Annotated in this window: 16 protein-coding genes; 13 read left to right on the forward strand and 3 right to left on the reverse strand. The window is 62.0% G+C overall.

Annotation, left to right across the window (positions count from 1 at the left end; genetic code table 11):
* From ACVOLO_RS10685 to ACVOLO_RS10715, 7 genes are all read left to right on the forward strand, one after another.
* Nucleotides 1-828, forward strand: coding sequence for a DcrB-related protein (locus ACVOLO_RS10685; RefSeq protein ID WP_481570251.1), 828 nt, complete (start codon nt 1-3; stop codon nt 826-828).
* Complete coding sequence (locus tag ACVOLO_RS10690) at nt 825-2147, forward strand: PAAR domain-containing protein (protein ID WP_481570252.1); 1323 nt, start codon at nt 825-827, stop codon at nt 2145-2147. The genes ACVOLO_RS10685 and ACVOLO_RS10690 overlap by 4 nt, the downstream gene beginning before the upstream one ends.
* Nucleotides 2148-2163: 16 nt before the next feature.
* Nucleotides 2164-2772 carry an Imm5 family immunity protein gene (locus tag ACVOLO_RS10695; RefSeq protein ID WP_481570253.1) on the forward strand — a complete coding sequence of 203 codons (609 nt, stop codon included), beginning with the start codon at nt 2164-2166 and terminating at the stop codon, nt 2770-2772.
* A 143-nt stretch (nt 2773-2915) separates the two neighbouring features.
* The gene (locus ACVOLO_RS10700; protein WP_481570254.1) at nt 2916-3374 is read left to right on the forward strand and encodes a YrhA family protein; all 459 of its coding nucleotides are present in this window, start codon (nt 2916-2918) and stop codon (nt 3372-3374) included.
* A 132-nt stretch (nt 3375-3506) separates the two neighbouring features.
* Entirely contained in the window at nt 3507-3875 is a 369-nt protein-coding gene (locus ACVOLO_RS10705) for a tetratricopeptide repeat protein (RefSeq protein WP_481570255.1), read from the forward strand.
* Nucleotides 3876-3961: 86 nt separating this feature from the next.
* Entirely contained in the window at nt 3962-4609 is a 648-nt protein-coding gene (locus ACVOLO_RS10710; protein WP_481570256.1) for an HD domain-containing protein, read from the forward strand.
* 128 nt (nt 4610-4737) lie between these two features.
* Nucleotides 4738-5079 carry a hypothetical protein gene (locus ACVOLO_RS10715; protein ID WP_481570257.1) on the forward strand — a complete coding sequence of 114 codons (342 nt, stop codon included), beginning with the start codon at nt 4738-4740 and terminating at the stop codon, nt 5077-5079.
* Between the two features lie 312 nt (nt 5080-5391).
* Here the strand turns inward: ACVOLO_RS10715 and ACVOLO_RS10720 are convergent, their stop codons facing one another.
* The 3 genes from ACVOLO_RS10720 to ACVOLO_RS10730 form a co-directional block, all read right to left on the reverse strand.
* Nucleotides 5392-6168: an OmpA family protein gene (locus ACVOLO_RS10720; RefSeq protein ID WP_481570258.1), complete on the reverse strand. Its 777-nt coding sequence runs from the start codon at nt 6166-6168 to the stop codon at nt 5392-5394.
* A gap of 69 nt (nt 6169-6237) precedes the next feature.
* Nucleotides 6238-10848, reverse strand: coding sequence for an ESPR-type extended signal peptide-containing protein (locus ACVOLO_RS10725; RefSeq protein WP_481570259.1), 4611 nt, complete (start codon nt 10846-10848; stop codon nt 6238-6240).
* 211 nt (nt 10849-11059) lie between these two features.
* Nucleotides 11060-12016, reverse strand: a complete 957-nt coding sequence (locus ACVOLO_RS10730) for a helix-turn-helix domain-containing protein (protein ID WP_481570260.1) — start codon at nt 12014-12016, stop codon at nt 11060-11062.
* A 490-nt stretch (nt 12017-12506) separates the two neighbouring features.
* Between ACVOLO_RS10730 and ACVOLO_RS10735 the strand changes: the two genes are divergently transcribed.
* The 6 genes from ACVOLO_RS10735 to ACVOLO_RS10760 all read left to right on the forward strand — a co-directional run bounded on the left by ACVOLO_RS10735 (nt 12507) and on the right by ACVOLO_RS10760 (nt 17409).
* A complete protein-coding gene (locus ACVOLO_RS10735; protein ID WP_481570299.1) occupies nt 12507-12698 on the forward strand; it encodes a Flp family type IVb pilin in 192 nt (63 codons plus the stop codon).
* A gap of 16 nt (nt 12699-12714) precedes the next feature.
* Nucleotides 12715-13248 (forward strand): A24 family peptidase, encoded by a 534-nt coding sequence (locus ACVOLO_RS10740; protein ID WP_481570261.1) that lies wholly within the window; start codon nt 12715-12717, stop codon nt 13246-13248.
* Entirely contained in the window at nt 13241-13723 is a 483-nt protein-coding gene (locus ACVOLO_RS10745) for a pilus assembly protein (RefSeq protein ID WP_481570262.1), read from the forward strand. The genes ACVOLO_RS10740 and ACVOLO_RS10745 overlap by 8 nt, the downstream gene beginning before the upstream one ends.
* Before the next feature lie 32 nt (nt 13724-13755).
* Nucleotides 13756-14805, forward strand: coding sequence for a Flp pilus assembly protein CpaB (gene cpaB, locus ACVOLO_RS10750; protein WP_481570263.1), 1050 nt, complete (start codon nt 13756-13758; stop codon nt 14803-14805).
* Between the two features lie 80 nt (nt 14806-14885).
* Complete coding sequence (locus ACVOLO_RS10755) at nt 14886-16136, forward strand: type II and III secretion system protein family protein (RefSeq protein ID WP_481570300.1); 1251 nt, start codon at nt 14886-14888, stop codon at nt 16134-16136.
* 10 nt (nt 16137-16146) lie between these two features.
* Complete coding sequence (locus tag ACVOLO_RS10760) at nt 16147-17409, forward strand: CpaE/TadZ family protein (protein ID WP_481570264.1); 1263 nt, start codon at nt 16147-16149, stop codon at nt 17407-17409.
* Nucleotides 17410-17411 lie beyond the last annotated feature (2 nt).

A 17411-nucleotide genomic window follows, 5' to 3' on the forward strand; every position in this document is an offset into this window, starting at 1 on the left:
ATGCCTCCCTATCACCTGCATGAAGGTCTGTTGTGCGTGCCCGAAGGTTGGCGCGACCAGTCCATGAACGTTTTCCGGCTCCCCGGAAAGAACAGCAACAAGGATGCGGCGATCATCCTGACGCGTGACCATGAAACACCTTTGGCGACAGCGGCCGAGTACGCCGACGCCCAGCAGGAAGCCGCCAGGAAGAGCTTCCCCGGCTACAGCCAGATTGAGCGGATTGAAACGCAGATCGACGGACAGCCCGCCGCCGTCGTCGATTACCAATGGCGCAACAATGGCAGCGCACTGCTGAGACAACGACAGCTCTACGTCCGCCATCAATCGGTGATGTTGACGCTGACCGCTTCAGCGATGGCAGACGAATTCGCGCGCATCGATGAAATCTGGCCCGGGCTTCTGGAAAGCTTCCAATTGTTCGAGCGCGCAGTGGAAGTTCCTGATCCTGCCGAAACAGCCATCACTGAAGCCCTTCCCCACGTATTCGCGCTATCGGCACGCGACCGGCAGCTGCACGTATTTGCTACGGCACAAGATACCTGCCACCAGATAGATCCGCTGGAAGTCGAAGACGATGGCTGGGTGTTTTTTGCCAGTAGCGGCTTGCCGCTCAAGCCGCACTTCATCAAGCCCAACCGTCGCAACATGCTGCGGATAGAACGCGGCTTCTATGAACTTGTGCCGGACACTGCAGGTGTTTCACTGCCGTTGGCAAAGCGCATGAGCGGCGTGACCATTGCGCAAGGCACGGCCCCCTTTGAAACCCTGGAGCAGATAAATAGCCACCTGCTTGCAGCTGCCCTGCCAACCGACTCTTTGGCATGAGCGGTGCCGAAGCTGCACTGCGTGCTGCGCGTCTGGGTGATGAGGTTGTTCACGGCTTCGGCTTGATGGGCATGGTCGCAGGCGCCTTGATCGGCGCGGCGGCGGCGGCAGCAATTGTCGTGGCGGGCGTTGCCACCGGCGGCTTGGCCATCGCCGTCATTGTGGGTGGCTGCATTGCCGGCGGCGGCCTTGCGGGTGGCTCACTCGCGCGCGGCATCATGAAAGCAGCGGACATTCCCGGGCCGACTACCGCCATCCTCGCCGCGGCCGGACCCAGCCGGGTGAGCGTCAATGGCCGGACAGCATTGCGGGCAGGCATGGATTTTTCGGCCGGTTGCAGCGGCGCGCCGATGAATCACTTTGCGATGCCTGCGCCGGTCCTGATCGCCGAAGGCTCAAAAACCGTCACCATCAATGGCAAGCCGATGGCCCGGCAATCGATGCGGCTGGCCTGCGGCGCAAAGATCAAAGGCGGCAGCAACAACGTCACGGTGGGCGGGCCAACCATCTGCGTGGTCAAGGTCACCGACTACGAGGAAATGTTCGAGACCGGCCTGCAGGTGCTGGGCTTCGCAGCCCTGGGTGGCGCGGCGCTGGGAGCAATTGCTGCCGGAATTGGAGCCACCCTGGTCTTTGGCGGAGTCGTGGCCGGCTCGATGTTTGGCATGGAAGCCCTGCACAGCTGGGGCGAATCGCTTGGCCCGGGCTATGGCGACATCATGGTGGGGGCGGTTGGTTTTGCCACATTGAGCATTGGCGCAAAGGCTGCGAAGACGCCTTCTGGCCGTGGCGCCATCGACACATTAAACCGGACCGAAGTAAATATTAGCCAAAGCAAGCTGGGATCAAATGGCGGCAATATTGGCTTACGCCTGAGAGCTCCGGCAACAAAAGAATCAGAAGCAGCTTTCGGCCGCGCAAGGGATGCCAAAGATGCCCTTCCAAATACAACCACAAATCGATCCAAAACCACAGCCTCCAATGAAAATAAAACCTTAAGCGGCTGGAGAGCTGACAAGCCGGAAGGATTCAAACACATACCGGCAGAACAGGTCAAAGCTCGCGCATCCGAAGTGGGCCATGAGTTGAAACCGCACCCATACGATCGCGACTTCCCCGGACAATACCACGCATCCCATGCAGAAAAGCAGCAATCAATCGCCAGCCCAAACCACCCAATAGGCGTTTCAAAACCTATGTGCTTAGACTGCCAAGGCTATTTTTCAAAGCTGGCGCAGCATAGCGGAAGACAGCAGACGGTTACCGACCCCAATGGCACATGGATATTTCATCCGAATGGCCACATAAGCCCACCCTAGCCCCATTAGGCCCAACATGAATTTGGAAGAATACATTTCTCTCGCAACCAACGCGATTGACACCGATGCTACTGGACACCTCTCGCTAAGCCATAGGAAAAAAATATGGCAACTACTGCTTTCAAGCGAAGCGTTGGCGACCTCGGAGCAACGAGGGCACGAAGTGCGGCTGGCACTGGACGTGCTTTGCGTCAAACGCGCTCTGCCTATCTGGGAACAGGCGTTTCCATACGACAACAGCCCACTCGATATGATCGCCCTTGCCTATCGCGCAATTGACAACGAGGTATCGACTCAAGAGGCCCAAAGATTACGGGATAACTTTTATGTCGAACTTATCGATAATCGAGATTATAGAGAAGATCAAATTCCGGCGATGTTTGTTGCCCATGCCGCCGCCAACACAGTGATAACTGCCATGATAAAGAACATCAAGGACGCCATCCCTGCCGCCGATGATGACCAAGACCTTGATCCTGACGCTTATCTACCTAGCTATCTATGCGCATCCGCCTGTGCAGGAAGCCTAAATGGCCACCAGGAAAACCGGATACTGCAGCGACGCAAATTCTGGAAATGGTACCTTCTTGACGCCATCCCCATAGCAATGAAAGAAGAACGCTAAAACACGCCATCCCTACCCGTGCAATTGATACAAAACCACAACTAGCGAGCAACAGGGATTCATGGGCGTCATAAAATTCAGCTACTGCCAGAAAATTGACCCAGGCCCAAATGGGATCAACCACCCAAAGAAATCCACCTAGCATGCACAAAGAACTCCTTGAACATGCGGCAGAGAAGCAACAAGCGCAACGATCAAGACTTCAGCCTCCTGCAACCATCGAGCAGATAAAATCACTCCAACTAAAAGCAATAGAGCAACTAGGAATAGCGTTACCTTCCGAGTACACAGACTTTCTGAAATTCACCAATGGATATGCTTGGAACGGCGTATTTCTGTACCCATCAGAGAACTCAATTGCAACAGGTGAAACTGCCGTTTTATATGGAATTCTTGAGCAGAACGCCGTCTTCCTAGCCGGCCGAAATAACTCAGCGCTCATACTAATTGGCGAAGACAACCTGGATTATTACCTATACAACACCCAATCCAGACAGTACGAAGCGCGAGACCGTGTCCCACTGGATTACGCGTACGAAACCTTCGGCACGTTCAAGGATCTTGCGGAGTACGCAATCAATAAGAGCCTCGGCCAGACTTGAACTTGCGATCGCATCACTTCAGCAACAAGAAGACCAAATCCAAATTTCAGCATTTATGAGTCAATCGATCTTCCGCCGGCGCGTGATCGATCAAAAACCAGCCATCCCCGCTTTCGCAAAGAAGGGAAATCAATGATTGAAGACCAGCTTGAATTGGATCAACACATACACAGCCGAATTCAACAACTTTCCGCAGATGGCGACACCTTTGCAGAAGCCGCTAAATATGACGAGGCACTCAAGAAGTACAACTCCGCTTGGGAATTGATCCCCCACCCGAGGACAGAATGGGACGCATCCACTTGGATACTAGTAGCAATCGCTGACGCCGCATTCAAAACAGGATATTTCATATCAGCGAGAGAGGCGCTTGACTATGCAATGCTGTGCCCAGCCGCAATAGGCAATCCATTTATTCATCTTCGACGAGGCCAAGTTCTTTTCGAGCAAGGTGAGATGGAAGCAGCGGTTCAAGAGTTGCCACGTGCATACATGAGATGAGGTGATGAAACTTTCTCCGAAGATGACCCCAAATACTTCCGGCTCCTGACCTTGAAAATTGAACTGCAGCCAGAGCACACAGCCAAATGAAGGCAACCGTTCTCACCGACAAATTCATTCGCGCCATCGACTACGCACGCATCGCGCACGCGGCACAGGTACGGAAGGGCTCAAACACGCCCTACATATATCACCCGCTCAGTGTTGCTTGCTTGGTCATCGAATTTGGTGGCAACGAAGACCAAGCCATTGCAGGAGTACTTCACGACGTTGTCGAAGATTGCGGCGGCATGCATGAGCACTTGATTAAAGCCCAGTTCGGCAGTTCCGTCGCGGACATAGTGATGGGCTGTTCTGATAGCACCGCAGAGCAGAAAGCCAGGCCGGATGATGCGAAAGCAATGGGGGACGAATGGCTTGCACGCAAACGCTCCTATCTTGAGCATCTAAGGCAGGCCGCGGCGGAGGTCATTTTGGTATCGGCCAGTGACAAGTTGCACAACGCGCGCGCAATCGTACAAGACCTGGAAAATCCGGCAGTGGGTCTAGCTGTCTTCAAGCGTTTCAAAGGCAGCACTGAAGGAACGCTGCAGTATTACCGATCGCTATCCGAAGTCTTCGAGGTCGCCGACACCGCTCCCGCACTCCAAGTCAGGGCTACCGTTACACGAATGCATGAATTGACCCGCAACCTTGAAGCTGCATCGAAAGCAGCTGAGAACCAGACCACATAGGGTTGCCTCCGGATAGATTCAAATGGCGCGAACGCGCCAATCGAAAGCACCGGAGCTGAAGCAAGTCGACCGTGAGCAATCTTGTTCGACCTTGAACCTCATAAATTCCTACCGATACAAATCAAAAGATGACCTCCCCAGTTCCTCCGAGCACAGCCAAACTCGCGCACGATATTCTGCAGCAGTTGAGTGACCTGCTAATCGAGCAGAATGAGAAGAACTGGAGCAGAGGCTTCTCAGCAGCCCTCAACAAGTTCTATTCTCCCGACGGAAAAATGGATCCTGCGGGCTTTGAAAACGCGGTCTCCATCCACCGGGGCGTGACGAGGGGCAGCAGAGGATTCTCCGAGTACTACATCCACGCTCCTGAAGTAGAGCAGAGGGAAGTAGAGCAGAGGATTGAAGCCAACCGGAAACTCGACGCACTGCGCGACAAGCTATGGGAAATCTTTAGCCCCCGAAATTCATAAGCCGGCCCATCGCTTCGTTACGCGCACTGAAGAGTGAGCACGAATGCCCTGCACTGCAGACACACAACAACGCCCTTAAGAATCCACCACCAAATCCGTCAAGAAAGGAAAGGAGCAAAGCATCAGCCGACGGAGAGATGGGAGCGCCGGCTGCCGCGCCACTTTGCCCCTTCCCTTTCTTCACGGATCGGGCAATTGAAGATCATCGGATGCATCGTTCATGCGGTGGTTTCGCACTGCGTGCATCGTGCAAGGCCAGCCCGACGGCAAATCAGGGAGGGAGTGCCGTCGGGCTGCCTGCACCGTTGCCCTTCAACCACCCATGCCCGATATCTCCACGCGCCGGTTCGGCGCCAGGCACGCCACCAGCGCACTTCCGCTGGAACCTTCGCAGTCAACCAGCGGCCCGGTGCTGCCCCGGCCTTCGGCACGGATGGCGCTGGCGGGAACGCCCTGCTCCACCAGATAGTTGCGCACGCTGGCCGCGCGCCGCTGCGACAGGCCAAGGTTGTAGGCATCACTGCCGATTCGATCGGTATAGCCGACGACCACCAGGTTCACTTCATTCACGCGTGAACCAAGGCTGTGCACCACTTCGCTCAGACGTGCCTTGCCGGCCTCGGCAAGGGTGGCGCTGTCGAAAGCAAACAGCGCATCGGCTGAAATACGCAGCGGCGTTTCCACAACCGGCGGCTGCGGTGGTGGCGCCGGTGCAGGGGCCGGCTGCAACAATGCCGCGCAGCTTTCCGGCTTCCACGATTGCCCCGTACTTACACCACCTTCGCCAAACCGCACCTGGAACTGGCACTTGATTGGCTCGGCGCCCACGCTGCCGCGGAAGTTGAACAGGTAATTCCATTCGCGCACGCCCCACAAACCTTCATTGAAGTGTGGTGTTCCCAACAGTGACTGCAGTTGTTGCTTGCTCATGCCTGGCGCGTATTGGCGCAGGTTATCCAGGTTCACATAGGTGCCGCCGGCCGGATAGGCACGCGCCGGATCGGGAAAGCTGTCATCGCGCAGTTGCCCTTTGCTGCTGCAGGCCGCCAATGTCACCACCAGTGCAAGCACAGACCATTTCGTGTTCATAGCATCCCCCGTGCGCGTTGGCGCAGCTGTAGGGTGCCGGCACCCACGGTGCCGGCACGTTGCCTGTCATCACCACTGGAAGCCGGCACCAATCGTCACACCGCCGTCGCCACGCGTGTTGGCCGAGCCACTGAGCTTGTAGATCCAGCGGCCACCATCGGTCACGCCGGACACGCCCACTGCCATGCTCGATTCACCGTGGAAGGTGCTGGCCGCCATCGACGCCATGCGCTTGCCAGGTTCCGTCGGCTGCGGCAGGCCTGCCATCGCCATCGCAGAGGCAACACCCGCCGAAGCCCGGTCGTCGATGCGCTTCATGTCGCGGCTGACGTCATTGAAGCGTTGATCGGTGTAGTTCTTCGACCAGTCCATTGCGTCCCCCAGGCCCTTGTTGAGTTGTGCAACGTTGACCGCATCGGTCGGCGCCACGCCGGTGCCCACGTTGTGGATCACCGTGCTGGTGCCGGGACGCCCCATCGTCACGCTGCCGTAGTTGGTGCTGCCATCGGTGTTCTGGTCATAACGCACCGTGCCCTGCTGCGATGCCTGCAGCTGGCGCACGTTGACCGCATCGGTGGCTTCACTGCCATCGGCTACGTTGGTGATCTGGCGCTCCGCACCTGCGGCACCCACCGACACGGTGTTGGCACGGCTTGCCAACGAACCGGCCCCCAGGGCGACGCTGCCCGCTGCCGAAGCGTTGGCGCCGTCACCGATGGCCACCGCCTGGTTGCCGCTGGCCGTGGCTGCCGGACCGGCGGCCACACTGTCCTGCCCCGTTGCGGACGCAGCCGCCTTGGTCGAGTTCACGGCGAAGTATTCGCTGCCCGCGCCGCCGTTCTGGATGTTGTCGATGCGATTGTTGACGTTGACGATGGAGCCATCCATCGCCGCCAGGGCATCGGTAACGTTGCCCAGCGTCTGCTGGCTGGTGCTGCCGGTGTTGGTGATGGAAGTGACGGTGAAGCTGGCCGCGCTCCACTGCCCGGTGCTGCTGTTGTACTGCAGGGTGCCACCGATGGCCGATGCCACCGCATCGTTGGTGGCGGCCAACTGCCCGCCGTTGATTGCGTCCAGGCTGCCGCTGGTTACGCTGCCATTGGCAACATTGCCCAGCGCAACCGCCGCGCCACTGCCATCGCCGTCCAGGTGTACGGCATTGGTCGGATTGCCTGCACCGTCGGCGGTGTAACGCACCGCCAGCGGGTCACTGCCGCCCGGGCCGGTACGCGGCAGGTTCTTCAGGTTGAGCAGCGAATCACTGATGGACGTGAACGCGCTGCCGATATCGCCGAACTGCTGCAACGACGATCCACCCTGGGCATTGATGCTGTTGATCTGGTAACCCGGCGCAGCCAGCACGCCGCCATTGAAGGTCGCGCCGCCACCCAGGTACGTCGCCATTGAGTTGCCCAGACCAAACAACTGCCCGCCGTTGACCGCCTCCATGCTGCCCGCCGCCACCGCACCGGCAGCGAGATTTGCCAGTACCGTGCCATTGGCGGCCTGTCCGCTGCCCAGCGTCACCTTGCCGTAGTTGATGACGCCACTGGCGTCCTCGTCATAGACCACTGCTGCCAAGCCCAGGTCATCGATCTGATCGATTGCACCGCGCAGCTGCTTGACGTTGACCGCATCGGTGTCCTGGCTGCCGTCGGCCACATGGCTGATCTGACGTTCGGCACCTGCGGCGCCGACGGAGACGGTGTTTGCCCGGTCAGCCAGTGTGCCGGCACCCAAGGCAACACTGCCGGCTGCCGATGCGCTTGCACCGTCACCGATAGCCACTGCCTGGTCACCGCCGGCTGTCGCTGCCGGACCCGCTGCCATGCTGTTCTGCCCGGTTGCCGAGGCCGCTGCCTTGGCCGAGTTCACCGCGAAGTACTCGCTGCCTGCCCCGCCATTCTGGATGTTGTCGATGCGCGTGTTGACGTTGACGATGGAGTCATCCATTGCGGCAAACGCGTCGGTGACATTACCCAGCGTCTGCTGGCTGGTGCTGCCGCTGCTGGTGATGGAGGTGATGGTGAAGCTGGGCGCGCTCCACTGGCCGGTGCTGCCGTTGAACTGCATCGTGCCGCCGATGGCCGAAGCCAAGGCGCTGTTGGTGGCAAACAACTGCCCGCCGTTGACCGCCTCCATGCTGCCCGCCGCCACCGCACCGGCAGCGAGATTCGCCAGTACCGTGCCATTGGCGGCCTGTCCGCTGCCCAGCGTCACCTTGCCGTAGTTGACGACACCGTTGGCATCTTCGTCATAGACCACTGCTGCCAAGCCCAGGTCATCGATCTGATCGATTGCACCGCGCAGCTGCTTGACGTTGACCGCATCGGTGTCCTGGCTGCCGGCGGCCACATGCGTGATCTGCCGCTCGCGGCCAGCCGAGCCCACCGCCACTTCGCCGATCGAGGTCTGTGCTGTGGTCAGGCCAAATGCGGTGTAGCCATCCTGGCCACCACGCGCCGCGTTGGATTTGAAGCCGATTGCAACGCTGTTGGCTTTGTCCGAGGTTGCCCCGGCGCCCAGCAGGGTCTGCGCATTGGCCGTGCCCTTGGCGCTGTCGCCAACCACCACCGAGTGGCCTTGCCGCGCATCGTAATCGGCGGTGGGAACGCCGGTCATGACGCCATTGGCATCAACGAACACCTGGTCCGCGGTCTGCGCCGCCAAGCGATGTTCCGCGTTGCTGCCGATCACCACCTCCTTGGAACCGTTGGCGTAGGCGCCGTCGCCGATCAGCACCTGGTAGTCCTGCGCCGCCGGTACCGCCCAGCATTTGACCTGCGCCACGCCCAGTAGATCCAGGCAGTCCGAGGCCCAGTTCGGTGCACCGTCGGGCAACACCAGGCCCAGCAGGCCGCCCGGGTCACCGTTGTTGATGTTGGTGATGTAGCTGTCGGAGGTGACGCCGCCGATCAGGGTCAGGTGCGAATTGCCGCCGGTGGTCAAACCACCCAGGCCATCCAGCACGCCGCCCACCGGGCTCAGGTTCACCACCGGCAACGCACCCAGCAACTCCAGCGAGGAGTAGGTCTGCATCACGTTGGTGCTGTTGACCTTCAGGCTGCCGTTCTGGATGTAGCCATTGCCACCAAGCAGGGAAGTCAGCGGCGAATCCACCAGTTGGTTGACCGAGCCCACCAGGCCACCGTTGCCGACAATCAGCCCCGAAGGGCCCGGCGCTGCCGGTGCCGCATTGGGGGTGACCGGATTGCCGGTAAGCCCACCGATCACGTTCGACAAACCGCCGGTCACACCGCCGACCACGCCGCTCAGCGTATCGGTCACGCCGCTCACGCCGGAACCGGAGCCGGTCACGCCGCCCAGCGTGTTGCCGGTGGCGCCCAGCAATGTCGAGGCCGTGTCGTCCACGGTGCCCAGCAGGTTCTGCAGCGTCCTGGAGACATCGCCATTGGCGAGCGCTCCGGTGGTGTCCTTCAGGCCGCCGGTCAGTGTGCCCACGGTATTGGAAAGCCCGTTACCCAGTGTGCTTGAGCCGGTCGCGCCGCCCACCACCGCTCCCAGCAGGCCGCCGACACCGTCCAGGACAGGCGTCACGCCATTGACCAGACCATCAACAATGCCGCCCAGGCCTGTGCCCTTGGTGACCTTGCCGGCCAGTCCCTCCACCGCTCCCACTGTGCCGGTGACGGTTTCGCGCACGGGGTTGGCGCCATCCTGCACGCCCGGCAACAGCACGTTACCCAGCCCGCCGACACCTTCACCCGTGTGCTGGGTGACGGCGGCAACCGTGGCTGTCGCATGTGACGTCAGGGTCTGCACGGCGTCCACCGGCTTGCCATTGAGCAGTTCGCCGCTCAGTTCCTTGACCGCGCCCACCGTGGGCGCCAGTACGCCATGCAACGGACTGCCCCCCTCTTGCTTGCCCGGCAACAGCGCATGGGTCACGCCTGCCAGGCCGGCCCCGGCATGCTGGGCGACATGGGCAACGGTGTTGCCGGTGTGCGAGGTCAGTGTCGTGGCAGCGGCCAGCGGCTTGCCGGTGAGTACCTCGCCGGTCAACTCCCTGACCGCACCTGCCGTGGAAGCCAGGGTGCCGTGCAATGGAATGCCACCTTCCTCCTTACCGGGCAGCAGTACATTGCCCAGCCCCAGCAGCCCATCGCCGCCCTTTGCCATCGGCCCCACCGTCGCCGTCACGCGGGCGTTGGCCGAGGCTGCCAACGGCTTCACCGCCAGTGCCGCGTCAGCCACGACAGACACGGCAGCAACCGATGCGGCCGGCGTGTGTGGGCGCAACGCCGGAAGCGCCGCACGGACGCCCACGCGTGCACGTGCCACCGGGGCTGCCGCAGTAGCCTGCGGCCGGGTTGCCAAGGCCGCCGACGCATCCACCTGCAGCAGGGCCGGCACCTGCACCGTTGCATTGAGCGACACGCGCGCATCGGCCGCCGGCAATACGGCGGTGACGATCTGCTGCGCATCACTGGCGCTGTACTTTGCGACGAGGTCCTGCAGGTCGGCCAGCTTGGCGTCGGTAGCCGCTGCCGGCCCGGCCATGGCCAGGGCGATCGCGCCACCCAATCCAGCAAGGCGCCAGCTTGCAGCCGGCGACAACATTGACGGGCCAGAACGCTTGCCTTGTGCGCTTGCCAGTTCGGAACCAACAACAAATGCATTCAACGTGCGGTTCCAGACCAATCGATAGATGCGGTTCATGTGGAGCCTCCGGTTCGATCCATCCGGGCGCGGACGGGTCTTGGTTCGTGAGGCCAGTACACCTTCCACGCAAACGAAAAATTGCCCGCATCCGGCACACCCATAGGGCGATTTGGCAAAACGCTGCGCGTTACCGGCAAGCCGATGCACGTATTCGGCAAGCGCCGTCATTGAGTGACGCGCATCACTCCTGCAACTGACGCAAGGGGAATCAGGCCGGGGAGTAGCTGCTGCCGCGCATCAGGGTTTCGCTGGGGAGTTCACCAAACACGCGGCGATAGTTGTCGGCAAAGCGCGACAGATCCCAAAGCCCGCAGCTCAATGCGATGGACTTGACCGACTTGCGCCCGGCATCGGCGCTGGAAAGGCTGCGGCAGGCTTCGCACAGCCGCAGCATCGACAAATAGCGCACCGGGGAGATTCCCACCAGTTCCTCGAATGCATAGCGCAGCGCACGCTCACTGACGCCTGCCGCATCGCACAGTTCCTGCATGTAGATGTGCCGCCGCAGGTTGGCGTACATCATGTCTTCGGCGCGACGGAAGATCACATAACGCACGCGCCGGCTACGCGTGCAGTTCATCCGTTCGACCGGGCCGTTGGCAACCAGCTCCTTCACATGCGCATCCAGCATCGCCTCGATTTCACCCGTGGTGACTTCGCCCTGGGCAATGCGCTCATGCAGGCCCTGGTAGTACGCCTGCAACGGAATATGCGGGCGGCCGCTGACCAGTGGCACGCCGGCAGGTTCTTCGCCAAGGCTGCCCAGGCGCTGGGCCGCGGCACGCTCCTGGAAACGTTTGAGTGGAACAAGCACAAAGGTGGCCCGGCTGCCGGCCCCCAGCGCAAACTCGGTGACGCCCTCGGGCATCACCGAGATGATGTTGCCCGAGGTCAGCGGCACGCCATGGCACCAGCTGCTTTCCGCATCGGCCGACTGCAACCAGCCCAGCAGGCACCAGTCCAGCGGCAGCACAAACCGGCCGCGCGCACGCGCACCTATTTCAAAGGTGCATAACAGCGCCTGTTCGTGGACGAAAGAAGAGATGGCCGCTGCAGGGGGCTGGTCGTCGAGCAGCACCAGTTCGACATGGCACACCCGCAGGGTGTTGCCCAACGCAGCCAGATCAAACGACCTCAATCCTCGACCGTCAGCAACCGCATCCATGTGAACGTCCTTGCGGCCCCGTAAGAGGCCGGCTTCAGAAGCCCGAATAGCCACTGCAGGCAGAAACCCCAAACCCGCAATCCCCTGGCAACGCAGAAATCCCTACAAAACCCCTACATAACCGGCCAGCGAATACGTACTCAAACTGCCTCGCAGCCGATATTGACAAAAAGAACGTTGGGCGCGATCAAGGCGCCCCGCACAAATAGCGATACGCATCACATATCTGAAAAATAGTTGTTTTTTGCCGAATTCGCGCATCTTCCTTCACACACACATTGCAATGATGTCCTCGGGCATTTCTTGTATGCCGACAGGGGCAACACTGAAACAGCAGCAGGGGAAAGCGCCGATGCGCAAACTCCCCGGCAGCTATCTACGCGCCGGTCGGCACCAGGCAATCCCAATGACCACCATCGGGCAGGAATGCCCAGTTTTGCCCGGCTGTCTGTCGGAGCATCTCCGGCACCGGGTCATCAGGGAGAACACCATGAACGCTCGGATCCGCAAGTTCTTCAAAGAAGAAGACGGTGTCACCGCACTTGAGTACGGGCTGCTGGCGGCAGTGGTTGCCGGCATCATCCTTTTCTTCGCACGCGACGGATTGACTGCTGTCTTTCAGACGATCCTCACCAAGCTCGAAAACGTGGTGACCAACAGCGACGCTCCGGCCGCCGGGTAACGGGTGGCCTCACGCCATGACCCTCACCACGCTTACCGCACTCCTGCTGGGCCTGCAGGTCGCCATCAGCGACCTGACGGCCCGGCGTGTCAGCAACCTCGTGCTGCTGGCGGTGTTGTGCATGGCGCTGTTGATGCAGGTGTTTGCCAACAGTGCAGCGCCCTCTGCCACGGATTCTCTGCTGGGTGGCGTCATCGGCCTGTTGGTGCTGCTTCCGTTCCATCTCATCGGCTGGATGGGTGCCGGTGATGTGAAATTGTTCTCGACCATCGGCTTTCTGCTGGGTGTCAAAGCGCTGCTGCCCATCTGGGTCTGCGCAAGTCTGGCCGCCGGGGGCCACGCGTTCCTCGTCGTCGCGTGGCCCTTGGCAATGCGCCATATGCCCGCGCCCCTGCTCAAAGCCGGCACCGGCCGCCAGGGCGCTGGCAGGCTGCACGACTGGCAACTGAATTTACGCGCGGCGCGGCAAGGCCGCACCGGCATTCCGTATGCGGCCTACCTGGGCCTGGCCATGATTGGCTACGTACTGCAGCGAGGTGGTTATGTCTGAGCGCAAGCCCGTGCAACGACGCCACGCGCGTGGCGTTATCACCCTCGAATTTGCCTTCCTGATGATGTTCGGCGTGCTGCCGCTGCTGCTGGTCACCTTTACCGGCGTGATGGTATTTGCCGCACAGCAATCACTGGCACTGGCAGCCGGCGAAGGCGCGCGCGCGGCGCTGCGTTACGGGGACATGCCCGAACGCCGCAGCAATGCCTGCATGGCCGCGGCGCGCTCGATGCAATGGCTGCTCAACTTCTCCGGGGCCACGCCCAGCTGCAGTGCAGCCGACGCCCCGCCGATCACGGTTTCGCAACCGTATGCCTGCACCGCCGACGGCAGCGTGCAGTGCATCCGGGTGATTGCTTCCTACAACCATGATGCCCACCCCTTCCTGCCCGGCACCGGGCGCTTGCTGGGCTGGACCATGGGCAAGTCACTCAGCAGTACCGCTGTCGTGCAGTTGGACCTGGGTAGTCGCTGATCCCGCAATCTCCAAGGAGGAGGAGTCACTCCATGCCAAAGGCAATCCGCATCGCCGCCATCCTTTTGCTGGTGCTTGCCGTGGTCCTGGCGATGCTGGCATTTGGCATCGGTCGCAAGGCCACCGCCACGCCGGAACCCAGCGTCCGCGCCGAACCTGCTGCCGGACTGCCCAAGCGCATGGTCGTGGTGGCCATCAAGGCGCTGCCGGCAGGGCAGCCGATCACGGCGCAGGATCTGTCCACCACCGAGCTGCAGGTCGGCGCCCATGAGGGCTTCCCCGCCATCACCGATGTGGTCGGGCGGATTCCCGGCAACGACATCGCGGCCGGCGCAATGCTCGCCCCCTCACAGTTGTTGCAGGGCATTGCCGCTGGCATCAAGCCCGGCGAGCGCGCCGTGGCCATTCCGGTGGACGAACTGGCCGGCGTCAGCAACCGCATTGCACCGGGTGACTATGTGGACGTGTTCATGAGCCTGCAGGCTCCGTCCGAGGCGGGCACGCAACGCAACAATCCGCAGGCGCGCCTGCTGCTTTCACGGCTGCGGGTGCTTGGCTACGGTGCCGACGATGTTGGCACGCAGCAGTCCGCAGCACCGGCCGACGACAAGGCCGTGCAACCTGCCCCCGGCAGCCGTGCCGAAACCATTGCCTCGCGCAGCAACAGCACCGCTGCCAACAACAGCACCGCACCGGCGCGCAGCGCCATCCTCGCCGTACCCGTGCAGGATGCCGGCGCACTGCTGCTGGCCGCACACAGCGGCAAGCTGTTCCTGGCCCTGCGCAATCCCGGCGATACCGCGCTGGCCGATGCCTCCATTTTCGTCAGCCCCTCGCCGGTGCTGCCGCTGCGCCGCGACCTGGAGCCCAGCGCCATCGAAGCTGCCGCACGCCCCGAAAACCAGGCCTATGCCGGCATCAGCCTGGACGCGCTTGCCGGTGAATCCGGCAGCACAAAGGCCACCTCGGCAGCGCCTGCCGCAGCCACGCCGGCAAGGGCACGCCCGACGCGCCCGGCGGGGCGCCAGGGCATCGAGATCATCCGGGGCACGACCCCGTCCAATCGTTTGTCTTCGCCATGACCGGAGGCCATCACTTGCAGCCACGTCCACGCAGAAGCGTTTCTTTCCTCACCGTGCTGGCGCTGGCCGGCGCAGGCGTGATGCCGTTGTCCATCCTCCAGCCGGCGCATGCCGAGGTGCCTGCAAACACCGTCCTGCTCGAACTCAACGAACAGCGGCCCTGGAATCTGCCCGCCGGGGTGGAACGCATTGCCATCGCCGACCCATTGATCGCCGACATCACCCGCATTGGCCGCAACAACGAAGCCCTGCTGGTTGGCAAGGCACCGGGAAGCACCACGCTGCTGCTGTGGCTGCACAAGCAGGCCACGCCCACCCGCATCCGCGTGGAGGTGCGCAATGCAATCCAGGGCGGGCTGCTCGACGGCGGTGGCAGTGCCGTCACCGTACAGGCTGGCCAGGCACTGCTGTCCGGCAGTTCGGCCTCCCTGCTGGAGCACGAAGCCAGCCGCAAGGCCGCCGCGTCGGCGGTAGGTGACAAGGGCGCGATCAATGACGCATCCACCATCGAACACGGCGGCGTGGTGCAGGTGGAAGTGAAGGTGGTGGAGTTCAACAAAAAGGTGCTGCGGCAGATTGGCATCAACTTCAGCAACACCAACGGCGGCTTCAGCTACGGCATGACCTCGCCCACCGGCAGCAGCAACGGCGGTGCACTGTCCTCGGCGTTCAAGTTGATTGCCGGCTCCGTTCCCGGCAAATGGAATGCCAACATCGACATCCTGCAGAGCAACGGCATGGCGCGCGTGTTGGCCGAGCCCACCCTGGTTGCACTGTCCGGGCAGAGCGCCAGCTTCCTCGCCGGTGGCGAGCTGCCCATCCTCGAACCGCAGGGCCTGGGCACGACCACGGTGAACTTCAAACCGTTCGGCATTGGCCTGACCGTGACACCCACGGTGTTGTCGGCCGACCGCATCTCGCTGAAGGTGGCACCGGAAGCCAGCGACCTGGACTACAGCCGCGGCATCAGCCTGGACGGCACCCAGGTGCCGGCGATTTCCACGCGCCGTGCCGACACCACGGTTGAACTGGGCGATGGCGAAAGCTTTGTCATCGGCGGGCTGGTCAGCAGCCAGTTGTCCTCGGTGGTCAACAAGATTCCCCTGCTTGGTGACCTACCGATCATCGGCTCGTTCTTCCGCAACCTTTCCTACCAACGCGAGGACAAGGAACTGGTGATCGTGGTGACACCGCGATTGGTACGGCCGCTGGCGCGTGGCAGCGAGATTCCGCTGCCCGGCCAACGCGAAGCACAACCCAACCTGCCGGTCTGGGGCTCCTGGCTGCTGCATCCCGCAAGCCCGGATCAACTGCCCGGCTTCTCACGCTGAAGCTCTCCTCATGTCCTCGGTGATGCCCTTGCCCCTGAACCACAGCGCGACCCACCTGCACTTGGTGCTCTATGCGCCGGACAACCGGCACATCGCGCGCCTGGGCAGCGTGTTGGCCGGGCATGTCGAACTGCGCTGGGTGGACAGCCGCGAAACCCCACCGCGGCAACTGTTGGACAGCGCGCCTGAAACAGCCGTGATCCTGCTCGACTACTGCGGTGGCAACGCTGCGTACTCCACCGACATCGCGCGCCAGCTGATTGCGCAGCAGCCCTACCGCGCAATGATCGGCATCGGCACCACCGGCCCGGAGCAGGCCACGCACCTGCTGGCGGCGGTACGTTCGGGCGTGCGTGACTTCATTGACATCGACAACACCACCGCGCAGATGCTGGAGGTGTTCGAGCGCGTGGGCAGCACGCCGGCAGCAGCCAAACCCAGCAGCGCTGCCGTTGCCGAAGCCAGGCCCAGCGGCCGGCTGGTCTTGCTGCTGGGCGTGCGCGCAGGCATCGGCACCAGCACCCTGGCCACACATCTGGGTGCGATGCTGGCCGCCGAAACGCCGGCCAGCGGCGACAGCAACACGCCCGCCAACGCGCTGCTGCTTGATGTCGGCCAGCCCTCGGCGGATGCAGCCCTGTACCTGGGCATGGAAAGCCACTTCAGCTACGAAGAAGCACTGAGCAATGTTGATCGGCTGGACCGCACCTTTGCCGCCTCCGCCTTTGCCCACCATTCCAGCGGTTTGTCGCTGCTGGGAAACACCAGCGGCACCCTGCTGAAGAAGCACGAACCGGCCGCGCTGCTTGAGCGGCTGCGCAGGGTATTCCCAATCACCCTGTGCGACGCCGGCGGCCTACCCATGCAGCTGGTGCCCACCAGCCTGCTGCAGAACGCCACCGACATCTGGCTGGTGGCCGACCAGGCCATCGGTTCGCTGGTGTCGCTGGACCAGGCCGTGCGCGAACTGGAACAGCGTGGCCAGCGTGATGCGCGGCTGAAACTCATCGTCAACCGCTTCGATGCCAATGGCGGGCTGAGTGACCTGCAGATCGCCCAGCGTTTCGACCTACCGTTGCTGGCCACCCTGCCCGACCGCGCGCGCGTGCTGCGCTCCAACGCAGGGCTGGGGCATCTGCTTACCGAATCGGCACCTCGCGATCCCTACATCAAGGCCCTGCTGCCGTTGCTGCAGGCCCTGGACAGCAAACACGGCGCCGCGCAGGCCGCCAGCTCGCCCCTCTCCCGTCTCGCCAACCTGCTGGGCAAATGACA

This window comes from Stenotrophomonas sp. STEN056, from assembly GCF_056759635.1.

Coding starts and splice junctions, on each gene's coding strand:
- ACVOLO_RS10705 (WP_481570255.1), top strand. CDS start 3,507: ATGATTGAAGACCAGCTTGAATTGGATCAACACATACACAGCCGAATT.
- ACVOLO_RS10690 (WP_481570252.1), top strand. CDS start 825: ATGAGCGGTGCCGAAGCTGCACTGCGTGCTGCGCGTCTGGGTGATGAG.
- ACVOLO_RS10745 (WP_481570262.1), top strand. CDS start 13,241: ATGTCTGAGCGCAAGCCCGTGCAACGACGCCACGCGCGTGGCGTTATC.
- ACVOLO_RS10730 (WP_481570260.1), bottom strand. CDS start 12,016: ATGGATGCGGTTGCTGACGGTCGAGGATTGAGGTCGTTTGATCTGGCT.
- ACVOLO_RS10735 (WP_481570299.1), top strand. CDS start 12,507: ATGAACGCTCGGATCCGCAAGTTCTTCAAAGAAGAAGACGGTGTCACC.
- ACVOLO_RS10685 (WP_481570251.1), top strand. CDS start 1: ATGCCTCCCTATCACCTGCATGAAGGTCTGTTGTGCGTGCCCGAAGGT.
- ACVOLO_RS10755 (WP_481570300.1), top strand. CDS start 14,886: ATGCCGTTGTCCATCCTCCAGCCGGCGCATGCCGAGGTGCCTGCAAAC.
- cpaB (WP_481570263.1), top strand. CDS start 13,756: ATGCCAAAGGCAATCCGCATCGCCGCCATCCTTTTGCTGGTGCTTGCC.
- ACVOLO_RS10695 (WP_481570253.1), top strand. CDS start 2,164: ATGAATTTGGAAGAATACATTTCTCTCGCAACCAACGCGATTGACACC.
- ACVOLO_RS10720 (WP_481570258.1), bottom strand. CDS start 6,168: ATGAACACGAAATGGTCTGTGCTTGCACTGGTGGTGACATTGGCGGCC.
- ACVOLO_RS10715 (WP_481570257.1), top strand. CDS start 4,738: ATGACCTCCCCAGTTCCTCCGAGCACAGCCAAACTCGCGCACGATATT.
- ACVOLO_RS10725 (WP_481570259.1), bottom strand. CDS start 10,848: ATGAACCGCATCTATCGATTGGTCTGGAACCGCACGTTGAATGCATTT.
- ACVOLO_RS10700 (WP_481570254.1), top strand. CDS start 2,916: ATGCACAAAGAACTCCTTGAACATGCGGCAGAGAAGCAACAAGCGCAA.
- ACVOLO_RS10760 (WP_481570264.1), top strand. CDS start 16,147: ATGTCCTCGGTGATGCCCTTGCCCCTGAACCACAGCGCGACCCACCTG.
- ACVOLO_RS10710 (WP_481570256.1), top strand. CDS start 3,962: ATGAAGGCAACCGTTCTCACCGACAAATTCATTCGCGCCATCGACTAC.
- ACVOLO_RS10740 (WP_481570261.1), top strand. CDS start 12,715: ATGACCCTCACCACGCTTACCGCACTCCTGCTGGGCCTGCAGGTCGCC.